Raw genomic sequence first — 20,243 nt, 5'->3', positions numbered from 1 at the left:
GTATGTTGGACGCCAATCTTAAAGCTCAGTTGAAGTCATACCTGGAACGGGTCACCCAGCCGATCGAGATCGTTGCATCCCTCGACGACGGTGCGAAATCCCAGGAAATGCTTGCATTACTCAAAGACGTTGCCAGTCTTTCCAACCAGATTACCTTGCTCGACAACGGTACTGATGCGCGCAAGCCATCGTTCTCGTTGAATCGCCCGGGAGCCGATATCAGCCTGCGCTTCGCCGGCATTCCCATGGGGCACGAATTCACTTCGCTGGTGCTGGCCCTGCTGCAAGTCGGCGGCCACCCTTCGAAGGCCAGTGTCGAAGTGATCGAACAGATCCGCTCGCTCAAGGGCGAGTTCAACTTCGAGACGTATTTCTCGCTGTCATGCCAGAACTGCCCGGACGTGGTCCAGGCGTTGAACCTGATGGCGGTGCTGAACCCGAACATCCGTCACGTCGCCATCGACGGCGCGCTGTTCCAGGCCGAAGTCGACGAACGCCAGATCATGGCGGTGCCGAGCATCTACCTGAACGGCGTCAACTTCGGCCAGGGTCGCATGGGCCTGGAAGAAATCCTCGCCAAGATCGACACCAGCGGCATCGAGCGTCAGGCCGAGAAGATCAGCGCCAAGGATGCTTTTGATGTACTGGTGGTCGGCGGTGGCCCGGCCGGTGCTTCGGCAGCGATCTACGCCGCCCGTAAAGGCATCCGCACCGGTGTCGCGGCCGAGCGTTTCGGCGGCCAGGTGCTCGACACCATGGCGATCGAGAACTTCATCTCGGTCCAGGAAACCGAAGGCCCGAAACTGGCCGTCGCCCTGGAAGAGCACGTCAAGCAGTACGACGTCGACATCATGAACCTGCAACGTGCCGACGCTTTGGTCGCTGGCAAAGACGGCGGGCTGCATGAGATCAAGTTCGCCAGCGGTGCGAGCCTCAAGGCCAGGACCGTGATCCTGGCGACCGGTGCCCGCTGGCGTGAAATGAACGTGCCGGGCGAGCAGCAATACCGCAACAAGGGCGTGGCGTACTGCCCGCACTGTGACGGTCCGCTGTTCAAAGGCAAGCGCGTAGCGGTGATCGGCGGCGGCAACTCCGGCGTCGAAGCGGCTATCGACCTCGCGGGTATCGTGGCTCATGTCACCTTACTGGAGTTCGACGTGCAATTGCGTGCCGACGCGGTGTTGCAGCGCAAACTGCACAGTCTGCCGAACGTGACGGTGATCACCAACGCCCAGACCACCGAAGTGACGGGCGACGGCCAGAAGGTCAACGGTTTGCGCTACAAGGACCGTCCAAGCGGTGAAGTACGCGACGTGACGCTGGAAGGCATCTTCGTGCAGATCGGCCTGTTGCCAAACACCGATTGGCTCAAGGGCACCGTCGAGCTGTCGCCGCGTGGCGAGATCATCGTCGATGCGCGCGGTGAAACCTCGATTCCGGGTGTGTTCGCCGCCGGTGACGTGACCACCGTGCCGTACAAGCAGATCGTGATCGCCGTGGGCGAGGGGGCCAAGGCTTCGTTGAGCGCTTTCGATCACCTGATCCGTACGTCCGCGCCGGCCTGACGCCAGCCGCTGGAAAAACAAAACCCCATGGGCCACGGCTCATGGGGTTTTTTTTGCATTACGCATAACCCTGTGGGAGCGAGCCTGCTCGCGAAGCGGTGTGTCAGTTACGTCATTGTCAACTGATCCGCCGCCTTCGCGAGCAGGCTCGCTCCCACAAGGGCTCCACCATGAGGGGAAGGCCGTGAGGTCTACAGCGGCGCAGGCTGAATGATCTCGACCCAGTAGCCATCCGGGTCCTTGATGAACGCCAGGCTCTTCATGCGGCCATCGCTCAGGCGCTTCTGGAAGTCGCAGCCCAGCGCTTCGAAGCGCTCGCAGGCGGCGACGACGTCCGGCACCGAGATGCAGATGTGGCCGAAACCGCGCGGGTCGCCGTTGCCGTTGTGGTAGGCAAACGCCGGATCGTTTTCGGTGCCATGGTTATGCGTCAGTTCGAGGATGCCGGGGATCGACTTCATCCACTCGGTACGCGCCGCGGCGTCTGCCGGGATCTGGCTCTTGTCGACCAGTGCGAGGAAGTAAAGGCTGAATTCGGCTTCGGGAAAATCGCGTTTTTCCACCAGCGAGAAACCCAGTACACGGGTGTAGAAATCGAGGGACTTGGTGATGTCCTTGACCCGCAGCATGGTGTGGTTGAAGACGAATCTGGCCGTGGCGGCGTCGGGCTGGGCAGTAACGCCTGGGAAAGTGTCGAGTTCGTGCAGGCTCATGGGCCCTCCGGAAAATAAGTGGGGCAAACGGCGTCGCAACCGGGCTGCGACGGTTCCTGGGCTTGCGTCAGATGGCTTCCTTGCAGGTGCGTCCATGATACGCAAGGCGCGCGCCATCGCCAAACCGCGTGTGGCTATTGCCTGGTGCTGCGGCGGGCTTCAGACTTTACGATTCGTCCTTGAGTGCAACGCAATGATTCGACCTTGGCTTACGCTGTTCATTCTCTTGTCAGCTGGCATTGCGAGTAGCGGTGCCCTTGCGCTCGAACCGCAGGTTGCGTGGCCATCGGGCTGGGTAGTCGAGTCGCTCCCCGCGCCAGCGTCCACATCGGCGAGTGTGCAGTCGATCAGTCGTGAACGCGCGACCAAGAACGATTCCGCGGGTAATGCGGTGATGGTGATGGAACTGACAACCACGCCGGTCGAACCCGATCATCAGGTCAACTTGCAAGGTGTGTTGCTGGAGATGCGAAAATCCGTTCAGAAGGATTTTTTCCAGGGCGGTTATCAAAGCGTCTGCAATAAGATTCATTCTTCCCTGTTGGGCGGGACCGCAGCTCTGGAAACCACTTGCACGATCACGCAGAACGGCAGACACGTGTTGTCTCAAACACTTGTTGCTGCGCTAAAAGAGGGCAGGGCGTATGTGCTGTCCTACGCCGGCCAGGCCCAGGTATTTGTTGAAAGCCAGGAGGAAGTTCAGTCTGTAAGAAATAGCCTGAAATTCTAATGCGTCTAATACTCAAGGCTTGATACTGAAGTTGTCCGGCACAAAAAAGCCCTGAACCAGTCAGGGCTTCTCGATAATGCCGACGGTCAACCGCGCAACCAGGAATCAACGGTTTGAGCCCCGTATTGTTCCTTCCACGCTTTCAGGCCGCGATGGTTGCCGCCCTTGGTTTCGATCAGCTCGCCGGAGTGCGGGTTCTGGTACACCTTGACCACGCGGGCGCGGCGGGTCTTGGTTGGCTTGACCGCCTGCGGGCCGGCCTTGGACGGCTTCGGATCAAGAATGGCGACGATGTCGCGCAAGCTCTTGCCGTAGGTTTTCATCAGCCCCAGGAGCTTTTCTTCAAATTCGATCTCTTTTTTCAGCCCGGCGTCATTCTTCAGAGATTCCAGCTGTTTGAGCTGCTCCTGAAGGGCCCTTTCGGCTGCACGGAATTCAGCGAGTCTGGACAATATCGTTACTCCAATCAAAATGTCTGGCTGATACAAACCGCCAACAAAGCATTAAGCCAAGCGCTTTGTAGCGACTCGATGATAATGACTTCCTGCTCTCTGGCACAGGCAAAAAAATTGTAGTAGTTAATTCAGAAAGTGTAAATCGTAACTTTTTCGTTATGTAACAGGAACAATTGTTCCAACGCGCTTGGTGTGTATCGGTCAATCGAACGGTGTCGTGGGCGGGCTTTTAGCGGCGATCAGCGCAGCACTGAACTCTTGGCCACTAATAGGCCGGCCAAACAGATAGCCTTGTAGAAAGTTGACGTTGTGAGCCGTCAGGTAATCGCTTTGCTCAACGGTTTCGACGCCCTCTGCGACGATCTCCAACTGCAGTTTTCCCGACAACTCGATGATGCTGTCCAGGATATGGCGTGACAGCGCATCGGCGCCGATCATCGCGACAAAGCTTTGATCGATTTTCAGAAAATCGACGTTGAACTGCTGCAAGTACCCCAAGCTGGAGTGGCCGGTGCCGAAATCGTCGATGGCGATCTTGACGCCCAGATCGTGCAGCAGCTCGAACAATTGGTGGGTCACCGGGCTCGGTTCGATCAGCTCGCGCTCGGTCAGCTCCAGCACCAGCGTGATGACACCCGGTGGGAACGCGGCCAGGAACTCGCGGCAATCCTCCAGCAGCGCAAGGTCCTTGCAGTGGCGGGCGGTGATATTGATACCGACATGAAACGGCGCCTCCAGCAAGGGCGCGAGCGGCGCCAGCAATTGCCTGGTCTGCTGCATCAGTGCCTGGGTCATCGGCACGATCAGCCCGCTGTGTTCGGCGAGCGGAATAAACAGGTCCGGACGCACCAGGCCTTCCTTGGGGTGGTTCCAGCGCATCAGCACCTCAACCCCGGCCCAACGCTTGTCATCGCCGCGCACCACCGGTTGCAGATACGGCACAAACTCCCCGGCGTCGAGGGCGCGTAGCAGTTCATGGCTGGGGGAGGAGGCGCGCTTCTGTGTCCAATGGGCGAGCAGCGCCGCGATGGCGCCGAAGACAATCAGCAGGCTGAACAGCGGTGGATATTCCCGAGCCATGTAGCGCCAGGTTTCCCCTTCATCGAAGCCGGCTTCGACGCTGAAGGCGTAGCGTGACGAGGCCAACTCGTTGCGAGCTACCTTCTGGGCAGGCGGCGGGGTTTGCCGGACCTTGCCGTCCGCCGCCAGCCAGCTCGGTCCTACTTGCAGCAACAAACGCGTCTCGCCGCCAATCAGGCGCAGGACATTGGCCAGGTGGTAACCGTCCAGTGTCGCCAGTGCCCCTTGCCGGCCCTCGTTGAGCCGGTAGATCAGCAATGCCGTGTCGGGCGTGACCGGGTTGCCGTCCATCAGCCACAGAGTGCCCTGGTGGTAATTGTGCGGGTTGACCGGCTCCTCGAATTCGCCGAACAGCGAGCTGCAGTACAGCGTGTCGTCCCATATCAGGTTGGTCGAACGGACGAAGGGCCGGCGGGTCACCTGGTCACGCAGGGCCAGTTTTACCGCTTCGCAAGGTTGACCGGCCAGGGGCAGCAGTGCGCGCGCCGCCAGCGCGGTATTGTCGAGCATCAGCTCGACTTGCCGGACCAGCTCTCCCGCGGTCTGGCGGGCCTGCTGTTGCAATGTCCGTTCGGCCTGGATATGGAGAATGCCCACCCCCGAGAGCACCGGCAGCACCCCGCAGAGCAGGGTGATCAGATTGCGGCGGGACCGCTTGCGTATCTGTGTGGCGGACAATGGCATCGGTACGACCTTGTTGAGCCTGGGCGGGAAACTGCGTCGATGATAGACGGCCAGGCGGTTGCGCGCCCGCCGGCCTCCAGGTGGCTTATGGTTGCCGGGCGACTTCGATAAACGCCAGCGTCGCGGGCGAGGCCTGGCGGCTGTCCAGCACCGCGAGGCCGATCTGGCGCGGAACGCGCGGCGACAAGGGACGTACGACAAACCCGGGATTTTCCACGGCCGGCAGCGAACCCTCGGAAACCACGGTCACGGCTTCACCCCGGCTGACCACATCCAGCGTGCTGAGCAGTTGCGAACAGCGATAGCGGATATTCGGCGTGAGCCGGGCGGCGCTGAACAGCCGCCGGACCACTTCCGAGGAACCGGCCTCGGTGAGTATGAAGGGGTCGTTGCACAGCGCCTTGAGCTCCACGCAGGCGCGCTCGGCGAGGGGATGATCGGTGGGCAGCAGGGCGACCATCTGGTCTTCCATCAAGGCGAACGTATCGAAGCGTTCCTCGGGCAGGACCACGAAACCGACGTCGATCCGTCGTTCATCCAGCCATTGCAGCACTTGCCGGTCCGGCCCTTCATCGATGTGCACTTCGATTCCCGGATGCAGCGTGCGGTAGCGCTGCAGGATGGCGGGCAGCAGTTTCATCGATGACGTCGGCCCGAACGAGCCGATGCGCAGGGTCCCACGGCGCATGCCGCGGGCATCCGCGGCCTCCTGTTGCAGGGTATTGGCCAGGCCGAGCATCGCCCGGGCACGGAGCAACAATTGCTGGCCGATGTCGCTGAGCTCGACGAGGGATTGATGACGCCTGAAAAGTTCGACGCCCAACTCCTGTTCCAGGGATTTTATCGCGTGGGACACCGCTGACTGGCCGATGCCCAGGCGTGTCGCGGCCGCGGTAAAACCTTGCAGTTCGGCGACCAGCGAAAAGATTTCGAGTTGGGTGAGGGTCATGAGTAAACGCTCATTTTACGATGATGTTTCATGAGCGGAACAATACGCCATCCCAGCGACACACGGGACATTGATCAATCGCCTATGTGGTGAACCATGAAAGACTTGGAACAAACTGCCTCGATACCCTCGGACCTGCCGGTCTACCTCAAGCTTGCGATGGTCACGATGATCTGGGGCGGCACCTTTGTGGCCGGCAGGATCCTTGCCGATGCGCTGACGCCGATGTTCGCCGCCAGCTTGCGTTTTCTCCTGGCGAGCATCGCGCTGTTGCTGTTTCTCGGCGTCGCCGGTATCCCCCTGGCCAGGCCCGGCTTGAAGCAGGGCCTGCAGCTGGCCGCGCTGGGGTTCTTCGGGATCTTTTTCTACAACCTGTGTTTCTTCCATGGCTTGCAATACATCAACGCGTCGCGCGCCTCGTTGATCGTCGCGTTGAACCCGGCAGTGATCGGCTTGGCCTCCTGGTGCTTGTTCAAGGAACGGTTGGGCCGCTTTAAAGTCGCCGGTATCGTGCTGTGCATCGGTGGGGCGGGGCTGGTCATCATCAGTCGCGCACCGTCGCTGTTGCAGGCGACGGAACACGCTTGGCGCGGGGATCTGCTGATTTTCGGCTGTGTGCTGGGGTGGGGCATCTATTCGCTGTTTTCCAAAAGCCTGAATGAGAGCCTGGGTCCTTTGCAGACCGTGACCTGGTCGATCCTGCTGGGCACGCTGATGTTGTGGCTGGCGTGCGCAGCCGGCGGTGAGATCCGCTTCGAGGCATTGCGCGGGCTGGACCTCAGGCAATGGTTGAGCCTGCTGTACCTCGGCGTGCTGGGTTCGGCCCTGGCCTATATCGCCTGGTATCAGGGCATCCGCCGGATCGGTGCGACGCGTTCCGGCGTCTTCATTGCGCTCAACCCGCTGACGGCGGTACTGCTGGGCGCGATGCTGCTCGACGAACGGCTCACTTTGTTGATGTGCGTAGGCGGCGGGTTGATCCTGGCGGGGATCTTCCTGTGCAATAAACCGCTTGCACGTTCGGCAAAAAAGACGATTTGATACCTGAGGCGGACAAATCCGGTTACGCTGTGTAGAATCGGGTTACGCATATAAGAATAAGGTCTTCTGGCAGCAGAAGCCTCGCCCGCAATAGCCTTGGGTCGACAATGAAGATACTTGGGTTTCAACTGATCTATGGCGATTTCCTCGCCCGCAGTGTCCGCGGCATTTCCTGCGCGCCGCCCCGCGTCCTCAGCATCACTGGCAACTAACGTTTTTTTGTTAATTGATAAGTTTGATGAGGCGCCGACATGGCAGATCTATACGAAAACCCGATGGGCCTGATGGGCTTCGAATTCATTGAGTTCGCATCCCCGACCCCGAATACCCTGGAGCCGATCTTCGAGATCATGGGCTTCACCAAGGTGGCCACCCACCGTTCCAAAGACGTGCACCTGTACCGCCAGGGCGCGATCAACCTGATCCTCAACAACGAACCGCACAGCGTGGCGTCCTACTTCGCGGCCGAGCACGGCCCGTCGGTGTGCGGCATGGCCTTCCGCGTCAAGGATTCGCAAAAAGCCTACAAGCGGGCCCTGGAACTCGGTGCCCAGCCGATCCACATCGAAACCGGCCCGATGGAACTGAACCTCCCGGCGATCAAAGGCATTGGCGGCGCGCCGCTGTACCTGATCGACCGTTTTGGCGAAGGCAGCTCGATCTACGACATCGACTTCGTCTTCCTCGAGGGTGTCGATCGCAATCCGGTGGGCGCCGGTCTGAAGATCATCGACCACCTGACCCACAACGTTTATCGCGGGCGCATGGCCTACTGGGCCAACTTCTACGAGAAGCTGTTCAATTTCCGCGAGATTCGTTACTTCGACATCAAGGGCGAATACACCGGCCTGACTTCCAAGGCCATGACGGCCCCGGACGGCATGATCCGCATCCCGCTGAACGAAGAGTCATCCAAGGGCGCCGGGCAGATCGAAGAGTTCCTGATGCAGTTCAATGGCGAAGGCATCCAGCACGTGGCCTTCCTGACCGACGACTTGATCAAGACCTGGGACTCGCTCAAGAAGATCGGCATGCGCTTCATGACCGCGCCGCCGGACACCTACTATGAAATGCTCGAAGGCCGCCTGCCGAACCATGGCGAACCGGTGGCGGAGCTGCAATCGCGGGGCATCCTGCTGGACGGGGCCTCGGAGCAGGGCGACAAGCGCCTGTTGCTGCAGATCTTCTCGGAAACCCTGATGGGGCCAGTGTTCTTCGAGTTCATCCAGCGCAAGGGCGACGATGGCTTCGGCGAGGGCAACTTCAAGGCACTGTTCGAATCGATCGAGCGTGACCAGGTGCGGCGTGGTGTACTCACTACCGAGTAAACCCGACAGGTAAAAAAGCCCGCCCGGCAGTGATGCCGGGCGGGCTTTTTGTTGTCGATGCAAGACCTCTATGGGAGCGAGCCTGCTCGCGAAAGCGCTGTGTCAGTCACCTAAGCCTTCGCGAGCAGGCTCGCTCCCACAGGGGCGGGGGTAGCCTTAAGCCCGGCGCCGCTGCCGCACCAGGTGCCTGAAGCCTTCCAGCACCAGCACGGCCACCGCCAGCCAGATGGGGATGTAGGTGAGCCATTCCTCAGCCTCGATGCTTTCCCCCAGCAGCAGCGCCACGCCCAGCAGCAGCACCGGCTCGACATAACTCAACAGCCCGAACAGGCCGAGCGGCAGCAAGCGGCTGGCAACGATGTACGCCACCAACGCCGAGGCGCTGATGACGCCAAGTACCGGAATGAGCAACGATAGCCACGGGTACTGGTTGAAGACACCAAAGCCTTGCGCACCGCTTTGCACGAACCAAAGGGCCAACGGCAGCATCAGGGCCATGTCCAGCCAGAGACCGCCCAGGTTGTCGGTCCGGATGCGTTTGCGCAGGATGAAATACAGCGGATAGCCCAGCACGACCAACAGGGTCGCCCAGGACAGACCACCGACTTGCCATAGCTCGTTGAACACGCCGAGCGTAGCGAGCAACACGGCGACTTTCTGAAAGCGCGAGAGTCGCTCGCCATAGACGATGCGCCCGGTCAGGACCATCGACAGCGGCAGCAGAAAATAACCCAGCGACACGTCCAGGCTGTAGCCGTTGAGCGGCGCCCACATGAACAGCCACAACTGCGCGCCCATCAACGCTGAAGACGCCATCGCCCCGAGCAGCAGAAGCGGTGTGGCGACCAGGCGCTTGACGAGATCGGCGACGAGCTTCCACTCCCGTGAAATCAGCATGAACGCCGTCATGCAAGGCATCGTCAGCAGCATGCGCCAGCCAAAAATCTCCAGGCCGGTCAGCGGTGCGAGCAGCGAGGTGTAGTAGTACATGACCGCGAACAGGGCGGAGGCCGATACCGATAGAGCGATGCCTTTGGACACTGATGCCTCTTGTTATTGGAATTGCAGCAGGGAGTTGTTTACCCATGGCGAGGGAGCAAGCTCGCGCTGGGCCGCGTAGCGGACCCGAAAATAGCGGCTGCTACGCAGCCGAGCGGGAGCAAGCTCCCTCGCCACGGGGTCATGCGTTGAATATTACGACGTATGCGGCACGCGGCCCGGCACGAAATGACTGATGTCGTTGAAGCCCGGCGTCGAAGCATGCCCCGGTGTCACCAGCGAATCGATGAAAGCTTCGTCATCCGCCGTGATCCGCACCGCTTGCGCCCTGGTGTACGCGTCCCATTGCTCTTCGGTGCGCGGTCCGACGATCGCCGACGTGACGGCACGGTTGTTCAATACCCAGGCAATGGCGAACTCGACAATGCCGACGCCGCGATCCCGGGTGTATTGCTGGATCTGCTGGGCAATGCGCAAGGATTCGACCCGCCATTCGGTTTCCAGGATGCGCTTGTCCTGGCGTCCGGCGCGGCTGTTGGCGTCCGGTGCCACATCGGGTGCGTACTTGCCGCTGAGCACACCTCGGGCGAGGGGGCTGTAGGGCACCACGCCGAGGCCGTAGTTCTGCGCTGCGGTGATCTGTTCGGTTTCCGCCTGGCGGTTGACGATGTTGTACAGCGGCTGGCTGATCACCGGCCGATCGACGCCCAGGCTGTCGGCGATGCGGATCACTTCGGCGATGCGCCAGGCGCGGTAATTCGACAGGCCCCAGTAGCGGATCTTGCCCTGGCGAATCAAGTCGCCGATGGCCGACACCGTGACCTGCAATGGCGTGTTGTGGTCTTCGCGGTGCAGGTAGTAGATGTCCAGGTAATCGGTGCCCAGGCGCGTCAGGCTGGCCTCTATGCCGTTGAAGATATGCTTGCGGCTCAAGCCGCTGCGGTTGGGCACACCGTCCGGCGGGCCGAAGCCGACCTTGGTGGCGAGCACCCACTCGTGGCGCCGGCTGGCAATCGCCTCGCCGACGATTTCTTCGGAACGGCCGTTGGTGTAGACGTCGGCCGTGTCGATGAAATTGATGCCCTGGTCCCAGGCCTTGTCGATGATCCGCAGCGAATCCTCGGTGCTGGTCTGTTCACCGAACATCATCGTGCCCAGGGTCAGCGTCGAGACTTGCAACCCGGAATGGCCCAGCGTGCGGTAGCTCATGGACAAGATCCTTTTATCGATGGGAAAGGTCCCATCAAATACCAGAACCGCCGTGTGGATCCAACCGTTTTCTATACCCCGGCAAAATCCAATGTGGGAGCGAGCCTGCTCGCGAAGGCGTACTTCCAGGCACCCTCTACAGTGACTGACACAGCGCTTTCGCGAGCAGGCTCGCTCCCACAGGTAACCGGGCATCAGCCCCGCAGGGTGCGCGTCATGCGCAACGCCAGCAGGCTGCCGCAGACAATCACTGCCGCCAGCACATAGAGCGCCGCATCGGTCGAGCCGGTGGCGTCCTTGACCCAGCCCACCAGGTACGGGCTGAGGAAGCCGGCCATCTGGCCCATGGAATTGATCAGCGCCAGGCCGCCGGCCGCCGCCCCCGCGCTGAGCAGGGCGGTGGGCACCGGCCAGAACATCGGCAGGCCGGTGAGGGCGCCCATGGTGGCGATGGTCAGGCCGAGGATGGCGATGGCCGGCGTAGTGGCGAAATTGACGGCGATCAGCAGCCCGACCGCACCCATCAGCATCGGCACGACCAGATGCCAGCGACGCTCCTTGTGCAGGTCCGCCGAGCGGCCCACCAGCAGCATGAACACCGCCGCCAGCAGATAGGGGATCGCACTCAGCCAGCCGATCACCAGGTTATCGCTGAAACCCAGGTTCTTGATGATCGACGGCAGCCAGAAGTTGATCGCGTACACGCCGCTCTGGATGCAGAAGTACACCAGGCCGAAGGCCCAGATCGCCGGGTTCTTGAATACGGCTGCCAGGGAATCGGTGGTGGTCTTCGGCTTGTTGGCCAGGTCTTCGGCATGGTCGGCGGTGAGCACGGCGCGCTCATGGTCGGTCAGCCATTTGGCATTGGCGAAGGTGTCGCTGAGCAGGAAGAACGCCAGAGCCCCGAGGATCACCGTCGGCACGCCTTGCAGCAGGAACATCCACTGCCAGCCCGCCAGGCCACCCTGGCCGGCGGCGAAATGGTTGAGGATCCAGCCGGAAAACGGGCTGCCGAGCAGGCCCGATACCGGGATGGCCGACATGAACAGCGCCATGATCCGGCCGCGACGGAACGTCGGGAACCACTGCGAGAGGTACAGCACCACGCCAGGGAAGAACCCGGCCTCGGCTGCACCGGTGAACAGCCGCAAGGTATAGAACCCGGTCGGGGTGGTGACGAACAGCAGGCAGGTCGACAGCGTGCCCCAGGTGATCATCATCAGCGCGATCCAGCGCCGCGGGCCGAATTTTGTCAGTGCCAGGTTGCTCGGCACGCCACACAGCACGTAGCCGATGAAGAAGATCCCGGCACCAAGGCCGTACACGGTTTCGCTGAATTTCAGCGCATCGAGCATCTGCAACTTGGCGAAGCCAACGTTGACCCGGTCCAGGTAGTTGAACAGGTAGCAGATGAAGATGAAGGGGATCAAGCGCAGGGTGATGCGCTTGTAGACGGTATTTTTTTCGTCGGGGGTAGCCAGGAGGGCTGCTGCGCTCTGGGACATGGCGGGTCTCTCTTTATTATGATTTTGGCGTGCCAAGGGGTAACGTTGACCGCCCCTTGAGTCTCGGCCAGCCTGAGGGCCCGTGTCTTTGTGCCGGGGCACAGGGTTTGGGCGCGGACCCTGTGCGGCTGACCAATCGCGCTGAAGCATTACGCCCAATAACAAGAACCCTGCCCACAAGGAGTCGCCCATGTTCGAACTCGATCACGACCTGGCCCAGGACATCGTCGACCGGGCGATGGCGATTCTGCCCTATAACGTCAACGTCATGGACAACCAGGGCCTGATCCTCGCCAGCGGCGAGCGTGAGCGCATCAATACCCGTCACGAGGGTGCGCAGCTGGTCCTGGCGAATGGGCGGGTGGTGGAAATCGACGAGCACACCGCCGTGCACCTCAAGGGCGTGCAGCCAGGAATCAACCTGCCGTTGATGCTCGACCAGCGGCTGATCGGCGTGCTTGGTATCACCGGCGAACCCGCGCAATTGCGCACCTATGCCGAGCTGGTGCGCATGACCGCCGAAATGCTGCTCGCCCAGCGCAACCAGCAGGCCGAGCAGCAATGGCGGCGCCAGCGTTGCGATGATTTGCTGGCGCTGCTGCTGGGTGATGCCGGGGATTCGCCACGGTTGCTCGACGAAGCCCTGCAGATGGGCCTCAAGCCGCAGCTGTCGCGGGTGCCGTACCTGTTTGAATTGGGCCAGGAGCATGGGCCCGGGCAAAAGGTCGAGGCGCTGAGTGCGTGGCTGATGTCGCGCTACCCGGACAGCTGGTGCCTGACCTCATCCAAATCTTCTTTGCTCTGGTGCCGGCCGGTCACGGCTTCGGTGGAGAACGAGCGCTTGCTCGGCAAGCTCGACGGGCTGGGCTGGAACATCCTCAGGGTGGCGGTGGGCGGTCAGGCCGAGGGTCTGACCGGCCTGCGCCGTTGCTACCGGCGTGTGGCGGACTTGCTCGCTTACGGCCGTGATGTCCTGCCGCAGTCGCGCCTGTTGATCCTCAATCGTTATCGCCTGCCGGTGCTGCTCTGGCGCCATCGCAGCGACGATGCGCTGGACGAGTTGCTGACACCGCTGCGCAAGGTGATCGCCAAGGACAGCAACGGACAACTCCTGGCCACCCTGCGCAGCTGGTGCGAACACGACGGCCAGAGCCAGGCCTGCGCCGACGCCCTGGGCATCCACCGCAACAGCCTGCGCTATCGCATGGAACGCATCGCCGAGCTCAGCGGCGTGGACCCGCTGCGGCTGGACGGGATGCTGGCGCTGTATCTAGGCGTCCAACTGTTGCCCCATGATCAAAATTATCCGGCGTGATCCCTTCGCGAGCAGGCTCGCTCCCACATTGGATCTGCTGTGATCCCATATCCAGTAGAAATACTTGTGGGAGCGAGCCTGCTCGCGAAGAGGCCAGCAATGCCGAACCGCCATTTTTGTGAAATTGACCAATAATGCCCAAGGAGTTTTGTGCGGCGGACCGGCGTCAGGGCTGCGGTCAGCTGGCAGCATGCTGTGCATCGGAACCGGAGAACAAAAATGAAAATAATCATCGCCCCCGACTCGTTCAAGGACAGTCTCAGCGCCCAGGGCGTGGCGGACGCGATTGCCCAGGGGTTGGCCGAGGTCTGGCCGGATGCGCAGTTGATCAAATGCCCGATGGCCGACGGCGGGGAAGGGACGGTGGAGTCGGTGCTGGCGGCGTGCAACGGCCAATGGCGTCGCGCCCGGGTTCGCGGGCCCTTGGGCGCCGCTGTCGAGGCCCGCTGGGGCTGGCTGCCCGACAGCGGCACCGCGATCATCGAGATGGCTGAGGCCAGCGGCCTGCAATTGGTGCCGCCGGGACAGCGTGACGCGTGCTCCAGCAGCACCTTCGGCACCGGCGAACTGATTCGCGCCGCCCTCGATGAGGGTGCCCGGCGCGTGATCCTGGCGATCGGCGGCAGTGCCACCAACGACGGCGGTGCTGGGGCGATGCAGGCTCTGGGCGTGGCGCTGCTGGACGCACAGGGCCAATCGCTGCCGCCCGGCGGCCTGGCCCTGGGCAAACTGGCGCGCATTGACCTGAGCGAGTTGGACCCGCGCCTGGCCGGGGTGCGTTTCGAGATCGCTGCCGACGTCGATAACCCCTTGTGCGGGCCCCATGGCGCTTCAGCGGTGTTCGGCCCGCAGAAGGGCGCTTCTGCCGAGCAGGTGCAGCAACTGGATCGCGCGCTGGGGCATTTCGCCGAGCGCTGCGCCCAGGCGTTGCACCGGAACGTGCGCGACGAACCGGGCAGTGGCGCCGCCGGAGGCCTGGGATTCGCGGCCAAGGCCTTTCTCCAGGCCCGGTTTCGCACCGGCGTGGAAGTCGTTGCGCAATTGACCGGCCTGGCCGAGGCGATCAACGGGGCCGATCTGGTCATCACCGGCGAAGGCCGTTTCGATGCGCAGACCCTGCGCGGCAAGACGCCTTTTGGCGTGGCCCGCATTGCCCGGCGCCAAGGTGTACCGGTGGTGGTCATTGCCGGCACGTTGGGGGAGGATTACCAGGCGCTGTATGAGCATGGCATCGATGCCGCCTTTGCCCTGGCGAACGGGCCGATGACACTTCAAGAGGCCTGCACCGATGCGCCACGCCTGTTGGCCGAGCGCGCGCGGGATATCGCCCGGCTCTGGCGCGTGGCGGCCCGCTAGATCGGCCGTGCCGGTGCCGACGATGAGGCACCGGCCCCGGAGTTTGCCTCAGGGACATTGACCCGCCCGCGCACCCTGCGTAGCCTTGCGCCTTCGAGGTTCTTTGGCGTACGCCGAAGCTAAGAAGGGAACGCGGTCCAAGCCGCGGCTGCCCCCGCAACTGTGAACGGTGCTGTTTCTGCAAGGCCACTGTGCATGCCCTTTTTCAACGGGCGCACGGGAAGGCGCAGCAAATTGTCGGTCCAGGCTTTGTATGAAGCGTGGACCGGCCCGCCGTCAGCCAGGAGACCTGCCTCGACAACAGATTCTCACTACAACCGGGCGGGGTGATCCGGTGGCGAAATCTTCCGCGCGCGCCTGTGCCAGCGGTTGTCGTCCCGTTTGCCCGCCACCTTGCCAAAGGGCATCCGATGAAAACACTGGCCAAACTCCCCGTCACCATCGTCACCGGTTTCCTCGGCTCGGGTAAGACCACCTTGCTGCGGCACATGCTCGACAACGCCCAGGGCCGGCGCATCGCGGTGATCGTCAACGAATTCGGCGAGCTCGGTATCGACGGTGAGATTCTCAAGCAGTGCTCCATCGGTTGCACCGAAGAAGAAGCCAACGGCCGGGTCTACGAATTGGCCAACGGTTGCCTGTGCTGCACCGTGCAGGAAGAGTTTTTTCCGGTGATGCGCGAACTGGTGGCCCGTCGCGGCGACCTCGACCACATCCTCATCGAAACCTCTGGCCTGGCCCTGCCCAAGCCCTTGGTCCAGGCCTTCCAGTGGCCGGAAATCCGCAGCGCCTGCACGGTCGATGCGGTGATTACCGTGGTCGACAGCCCGGCCGTGGCCGCCGGTACTTTTGCCGCGTTCCCCGACCAGGTCGATGCCCAGCGCAAACTGGACCCGAACCTGGATCACGAATCGCCGCTGCACGAGCTGTTCGCCGATCAACTGGCGAGCGCCGACCTGGTGATCCTCAACAAGGCCGACCTGATCAGCCCTGAAGACCTGGCAAAAGTCCGCCTGGAAGTCGCCGAAGAATTGCCGCCAGCGGTCAAGGTCATCGAAGCCAGCAGCGGTCGCCTGCCGCTGGACGTGCTGATCGGCCTGGGCGCAGGCTCCGAGGAGCACATCGACAGTCGCCACAGCCACCACGATCACCACCATGACGGTGATGATGACGACCACGATCATGACGCCTTCGACTCGATCTCCCTCGAACTGCCCCAGGCCGATGAAAGCCTGCTGCTGGACGCGCTGACGCAACTAGTGATCCAGCATGACGTGCTGCGGGTCAAGGGTTTCGCGGCGATCCCGAACAAGCCGATGCGCTTGTTGATCCAGGGCGTCGGCACGCGCTTCGACAAGCATTTCGACCGCCAATGGGGCGCCGACGAAGCGCGGGTGACGCGGCTGGTGCTGATCGGCCAGGCGCTGGATGCCGGGCTGCTTGAAGCGCAGCTGCGCGCCGCCCTCAGCGTCTAAGCCATGCACCTGCTCAGGACCCAGCCCGGCGGTTTTGTGTCGGATGACAACATCGCCGACCTCGGACAAACCCCCGCCGAGCTGGTAATCCTGTGCAGCGGCGATTCCAGCCTGGCGCTGCTGGCCGAAGCGGCGCGGCAATTACCGGACGACTACCCGCAGTTTCGCCTCGCCAACCCGATGCAGGTGCAGAACCACGCGTCGGTGGACCTGTATGTCGACGACGTACTGCGCCACGCCAAGGTCATCCTGTTGTCGCTGCACGGTGGCATCGGCTATTGGCGCTACGGCATCGAGCGCCTGATGGAACTGGCCGCGCGCGGCGTGAAGCTGATCCTGGTGCCGGGGGATGATCGCCCCGACCCGGAGCTCAGCGACCTGAGCAACGTAGCGTTCGAGGATCGCGACCGGCTCTGGCAGTTCTTGCGCCAGGGCGGATTGGCCAATGCCCTGAACCTTTTCAATCACCTCGGCAGCCAATGGTTTGCGCGCGATTATCCGTGGGCCGAACCGGAGCCCTTGCCGCGCACAGCGATCTACCACCCCGAACAAACCCACGCGACCCTCGATCATTGGCAAGCCGACTGGCGCGCCGACGAACCGGTGGCGGCGGTGTTGTTCTATCGTTCACACCTGCAAGCGGCGAACACTGCTTTCATCGACGTATTCTGCCAGCGCCTGCAAGCGGCGGGGCTCAATCCGCTGCCGATTGCCGTGGCGAGTCTCAAGGAACCCGGTTGTCTGGCACAGGTGGAAGATTGGTTGGACGAGGCAGCGGCGGGGGTGATTCTAAACACCACCGGCTTCGCCCAATCCAGCCCTGAAGCACCGCATCTGCGGCCGTTTCGCCGCGACATCCCGGTGATCCAGGCGATCTGCGCGCAGGACAATGAGCCCGGCTGGCGTGCCAGCGAACAAGGCCTGGGGCCACGCGACCTGGCGATGCACATCGCCCTGCCGGAACTGGATGGACGGATCATCAGCCGGCCCATCAGTTTCAAGGACCTGGCCTGGCGCAGCGAGCGCAGCCAGAGTGATGTGGTCTGCTACCGGGCGGTGCCCGAGCGCATGGATTTCGTTGCCGAGCTGGCCCGGCGCTGGACGGCGCTGGCGCGTCTGCCCAACCGCGAAAAGCGCGTGGCGCTGATCCTCGCCAATTACCCGACTCGCGATGGGCGCATCGGCAACGGTGTCGGCCTGGACACGCCGGCGTCGGCGCTGAATATCCTCCGCGCCCTGCAGGCCGAGGGCTATCCGCTGTCAGCCGAGCTGCCGGCCAGCGGCACCGCGTTGATCCAGCAATTGCTCGGCGGCGTCAGCAACGATCTCGACAGCCTGGATTTGCGCCCGTGTCATCAAAGCCTGGCCCTGGACGCCTATCAAGCCATGTTCGACGCGCTACCCGAGGCCAACCGCGACGCGGTATTGGCCCGTTGGGGCGCGCCCGAGCAGGACCCGATGTTCCGTCAAGGTCGGCTGATGGTCGCCGGGTTGCGCCTGGGCCTGACGTTTATCGGCATCCAGCCGGCGCGCGGGTATCAGCTTGACCCGAGCGCGGTCTACCACGACCCGGACCTGGTGCCGCCCCACGGTTACCTGGCGTTCTACTTCTGGTTGCGCCACACCTACGGCGCCCATGCTGTTATTCACGTCGGCAAGCACGGCAACCTCGAATGGCTGCCGGGCAAGGGCGTCGGGCTCTCGGAAAATTGCTGGCCGGATGCGCTGCTCGGACCGCTGCCGAACATCTATCCGTTCATCGTCAATGACCCGGGCGAGGGCGCCCAGGCCAAGCGACGCACACAGGCGGTAATCATCGATCACTTGATGCCGCCGCTGACCCGGGCCGAAACCTACGGGCCGCTGCGCAACCTCGAACTGCTCGCGGACGAATACTACGAGGCGCAACTGCTCGACCCGCGCCGCGCCCGGGAGCTGCAACGGGATATTCTCAACCTGGTGCGCGAGACCCACATCGACCGCGAACTGCAACTCGACGCCGCTCTCGACAGCGACGCCGACGCGGCGATCTGGCTGCCACGCCTGGACACCTACCTGTGCGACCTGAAGGAGTCGCAGATTCGCGACGGCCTGCATATCTTCGGCGAGTCGCCTGGCGGACGGTTGCGTATCGATACCTTGCTGGCGTTGCTGCGTATTCCCCGTGGCGACGGCAAGGGTGCGCAGTCGAGCCTGTTGCGGGCCCTGGCGAAGGCGTTCGGGTTGGGGTTCGATCCGCTCGATTGTGCCTTGGCCGAGCCTTGGAGCGGGACACGGCCCGAGGCCCTGGGAGAGGTCAGCGCCGAGCCTTGGCGCAGCGTCGGCGACACTCGCGAGCGCCTGGAGTTGTTTGCTGCACGGTTGATCGAACAGGCCCTGGAAGGTCCGGTCGAGCAGCTCGACGCGCCGGGCTGGGACGCGGTGGGCTGCATCATCGAACACCTGCGCTGCGTCGTCGCGCCGCGCCTGGACGCCTGTGGTCCGGCGGAAATGCGCGGCTTGCTTGATGCGCTGGGTGGGCGCTTCGTGCCGGCCGGCCCCAGCGGTGCGCCGAGTCGTGGACGCCTGGATGTGCTGCCGACCGGACGCAATTTTTTCTCCGTCGACGTGCGCAACCTGCCCACCACCACGGCGTGGCGCATCGGCTTCCAATCGGCCAACCTGATCCTCGAACGGCACTTGCAAGACCATGGCGATCACCTGCGCCAGCTCGGTCTGTCGGTGTGGGGCACCGCGACCATGCGCACCGGTGGCGATGACATTGCCCAGGCCATGGCGCTGATGGGCGTGCGCCCGGTGTGGGCCACGGGCAGCCAGCGCGTCGACGATTTCGAAATCCTGCCGTTGAGCCTGCTAGACCGGCCCCGGGTCGATGTGACGCTGCGGGTCTCGGGGTTCTTCCGGGACGCCTTCGCCAACCTGATCCGCCTGTTCGATGCGGCGGTGCAGGGCGTCGCGGCCCTCGATGAGCCGGACGACATGAACCCGCTGGCGGCGAAAGTCCGCAGCGAACGCGAAGCCTTGCGGCAAACCGGACTGCCGTTGGAAGACGCGACGCGCCAGGCCGGCTGGCGGATCTTCGGCGCCAAGCCCGGCGCCTATGGTGCGGGCGTGCAGGGCGCGGTTGACGGACGCCTCTGGCAGAGCCGCGAAGACCTCGCCGAGGTGTACCTCAACTGGGGCGGCTACGCCTACGGCGCCAGTGATGAAGGCACCGCCGCGCGGGCTCAGTTCAGCCGGCGCCTGAGTGAGGTGCAAGCGGTGTTGCAGAACCAGGACAACCGCGAGCACGACCTGCTCGATTCCAACGATTACTACCAGTTCCAGGGCGGCATGCTCGCCGCCGTCGAAACCTTGAGTGGCGAAGCCGCGGCCAGCTACCACGGCGACCACAGCCAGCCGGACTTGCCGAAAATCCGCACCCTGAAGGAAGAGCTCAACCGGGTCATCCGATCCCGCGCGGCCAATCCGAAGTGGATCGACGGCGTCAAGCGCCATGGTTACAAGGGCGCGTTCGAACTGGCGGCGACGGTGGACAACCTGTTTGCCTTCGACGCTACCACGCAGCTGATCGATGATCACCAGTACGCCTTGCTGGCCGATGCCTACCTGCTCGATCCGGATACCCGGGACTTCGTCCGCCAGCACAACCCCGACGCCCTGCGGGACATGACCGAGCGAATGCTCGAAGCCCAGCAGCGGGGGATGTGGCAGGAACCGGGCGACTATCGCGAGGCGCTGGAGAATCTGTTGCTGGATATCGAAGAAGATGGCTGATTTGCCGATGACTGCCGGGCTTTTGTGGCGAGGGAGCTTGCTCCCGCTCGGCTGCGCAGCAG

At 62.8% G+C, this 20,243-nt stretch carries 15 protein-coding genes and 1 riboswitch; of the genes, 8 read left to right on the top strand and 7 right to left on the bottom strand.

The window, feature by feature from the left end; genetic code table 11:
- The first annotated feature begins 2 nt into the window (after window positions 1-2).
- Window positions 3-1,565, top strand: coding sequence for an alkyl hydroperoxide reductase subunit F (gene ahpF / locus J3P96_RS17540; RefSeq protein ID WP_305495341.1), 1,563 nt, complete (start codon window positions 3-5; stop codon window positions 1,563-1,565).
- A 191-nt stretch (window positions 1,566-1,756) separates the two neighbouring features.
- Here ahpF and gloA read toward each other — a convergent pair whose 3' ends face one another.
- The gene (gene gloA / locus J3P96_RS17535; protein ID WP_434652630.1) at window positions 1,757-2,278 is read right to left on the bottom strand and encodes a lactoylglutathione lyase; all 522 of its coding nucleotides are present in this window, start codon (window positions 2,276-2,278) and stop codon (window positions 1,757-1,759) included.
- 193 nt (window positions 2,279-2,471) lie between these two features.
- Here gloA and J3P96_RS17530 point away from each other — a divergent pair, with 193 nt between their 5' ends.
- On the top strand, window positions 2,472-3,008 hold the full coding sequence (locus J3P96_RS17530) for a DUF4946 domain-containing protein (RefSeq protein ID WP_434658230.1): 537 nt from the start codon (window positions 2,472-2,474) through the stop codon (window positions 3,006-3,008).
- Window positions 3,009-3,094: 86 nt separating this feature from the next.
- On the opposite strand, the gene J3P96_RS17525 is transcribed toward J3P96_RS17530, so the two are convergent.
- The 3 genes from J3P96_RS17525 to J3P96_RS17515 form a co-directional block, all read right to left on the bottom strand.
- Window positions 3,095-3,460, bottom strand: a complete 366-nt coding sequence (locus J3P96_RS17525) for a histone-like nucleoid-structuring protein, MvaT/MvaU family (RefSeq protein WP_434631379.1) — start codon at window positions 3,458-3,460, stop codon at window positions 3,095-3,097.
- A 204-nt stretch (window positions 3,461-3,664) separates the two neighbouring features.
- A complete protein-coding gene (locus tag J3P96_RS17520) occupies window positions 3,665-5,227 on the bottom strand; it encodes an EAL domain-containing protein (protein ID WP_434652628.1) in 1,563 nt (520 codons plus the stop codon).
- An 85-nt stretch (window positions 5,228-5,312) separates the two neighbouring features.
- On the bottom strand, window positions 5,313-6,176 hold the full coding sequence (locus tag J3P96_RS17515; protein WP_434652626.1) for a LysR family transcriptional regulator: 864 nt from the start codon (window positions 6,174-6,176) through the stop codon (window positions 5,313-5,315).
- 96 nt (window positions 6,177-6,272) lie between these two features.
- On the opposite strand from J3P96_RS17515, the gene J3P96_RS17510 reads away from it, so the two are divergent.
- Window positions 6,273-7,217, top strand: coding sequence for a DMT family transporter (locus J3P96_RS17510; protein ID WP_434652624.1), 945 nt, complete (start codon window positions 6,273-6,275; stop codon window positions 7,215-7,217).
- Window positions 7,218-7,468: 251 nt separating this feature from the next.
- Complete coding sequence (hppD, locus tag J3P96_RS17505; protein WP_434652623.1) at window positions 7,469-8,545, top strand: 4-hydroxyphenylpyruvate dioxygenase; 1,077 nt, start codon at window positions 7,469-7,471, stop codon at window positions 8,543-8,545.
- A gap of 156 nt (window positions 8,546-8,701) precedes the next feature.
- Here hppD and rarD read toward each other — a convergent pair whose 3' ends face one another.
- From rarD to J3P96_RS17490, 3 genes are all read right to left on the bottom strand, one after another.
- Window positions 8,702-9,586: an EamA family transporter RarD gene (gene rarD, locus J3P96_RS17500; RefSeq protein WP_434652621.1), complete on the bottom strand. Its 885-nt coding sequence runs from the start codon at window positions 9,584-9,586 to the stop codon at window positions 8,702-8,704.
- Between the two features lie 153 nt (window positions 9,587-9,739).
- Window positions 9,740-10,753, bottom strand: a complete 1,014-nt coding sequence (locus J3P96_RS17495; protein ID WP_305495332.1) for an aldo/keto reductase — start codon at window positions 10,751-10,753, stop codon at window positions 9,740-9,742.
- 194 nt (window positions 10,754-10,947) lie between these two features.
- Window positions 10,948-12,258, bottom strand: a complete 1,311-nt coding sequence (locus J3P96_RS17490; protein WP_434624456.1) for an MFS transporter — start codon at window positions 12,256-12,258, stop codon at window positions 10,948-10,950.
- A gap of 190 nt (window positions 12,259-12,448) precedes the next feature.
- On the opposite strand from J3P96_RS17490, the gene J3P96_RS17485 reads away from it, so the two are divergent.
- From J3P96_RS17485 to cobN, 4 genes are all read left to right on the top strand, one after another.
- The gene (locus J3P96_RS17485) at window positions 12,449-13,573 is read left to right on the top strand and encodes a sugar diacid recognition domain-containing protein (protein WP_434652619.1); all 1,125 of its coding nucleotides are present in this window, start codon (window positions 12,449-12,451) and stop codon (window positions 13,571-13,573) included.
- Window positions 13,574-13,792: 219 nt separating this feature from the next.
- Window positions 13,793-14,929 (top strand): glycerate kinase, encoded by a 1,137-nt coding sequence (locus tag J3P96_RS17480; RefSeq protein ID WP_434652617.1) that lies wholly within the window; start codon window positions 13,793-13,795, stop codon window positions 14,927-14,929.
- Between the two features lie 79 nt (window positions 14,930-15,008).
- Window positions 15,009-15,240, top strand: a riboswitch (cobalamin riboswitch).
- A 99-nt stretch (window positions 15,241-15,339) separates the two neighbouring features.
- Window positions 15,340-16,404 carry a cobalamin biosynthesis protein CobW gene (gene cobW / locus J3P96_RS17475; RefSeq protein ID WP_305495327.1) on the top strand — a complete coding sequence of 355 codons (1,065 nt, stop codon included), beginning with the start codon at window positions 15,340-15,342 and terminating at the stop codon, window positions 16,402-16,404.
- 3 nt (window positions 16,405-16,407) lie between these two features.
- Window positions 16,408-20,181 (top strand): cobaltochelatase subunit CobN, encoded by a 3,774-nt coding sequence (gene cobN, locus J3P96_RS17470; RefSeq protein ID WP_434652616.1) that lies wholly within the window; start codon window positions 16,408-16,410, stop codon window positions 20,179-20,181.
- Window positions 20,182-20,243 lie beyond the last annotated feature (62 nt).

This window comes from Pseudomonas sp. R3-56, assembly GCF_051132075.1.
Lineage (GTDB): Bacteria > Pseudomonadota > Gammaproteobacteria > Pseudomonadales > Pseudomonadaceae > Aquipseudomonas.
Note: the sequence above shows the minus strand (reverse complement) of the source record. Positions and strands in the feature narration are given on the sequence as shown.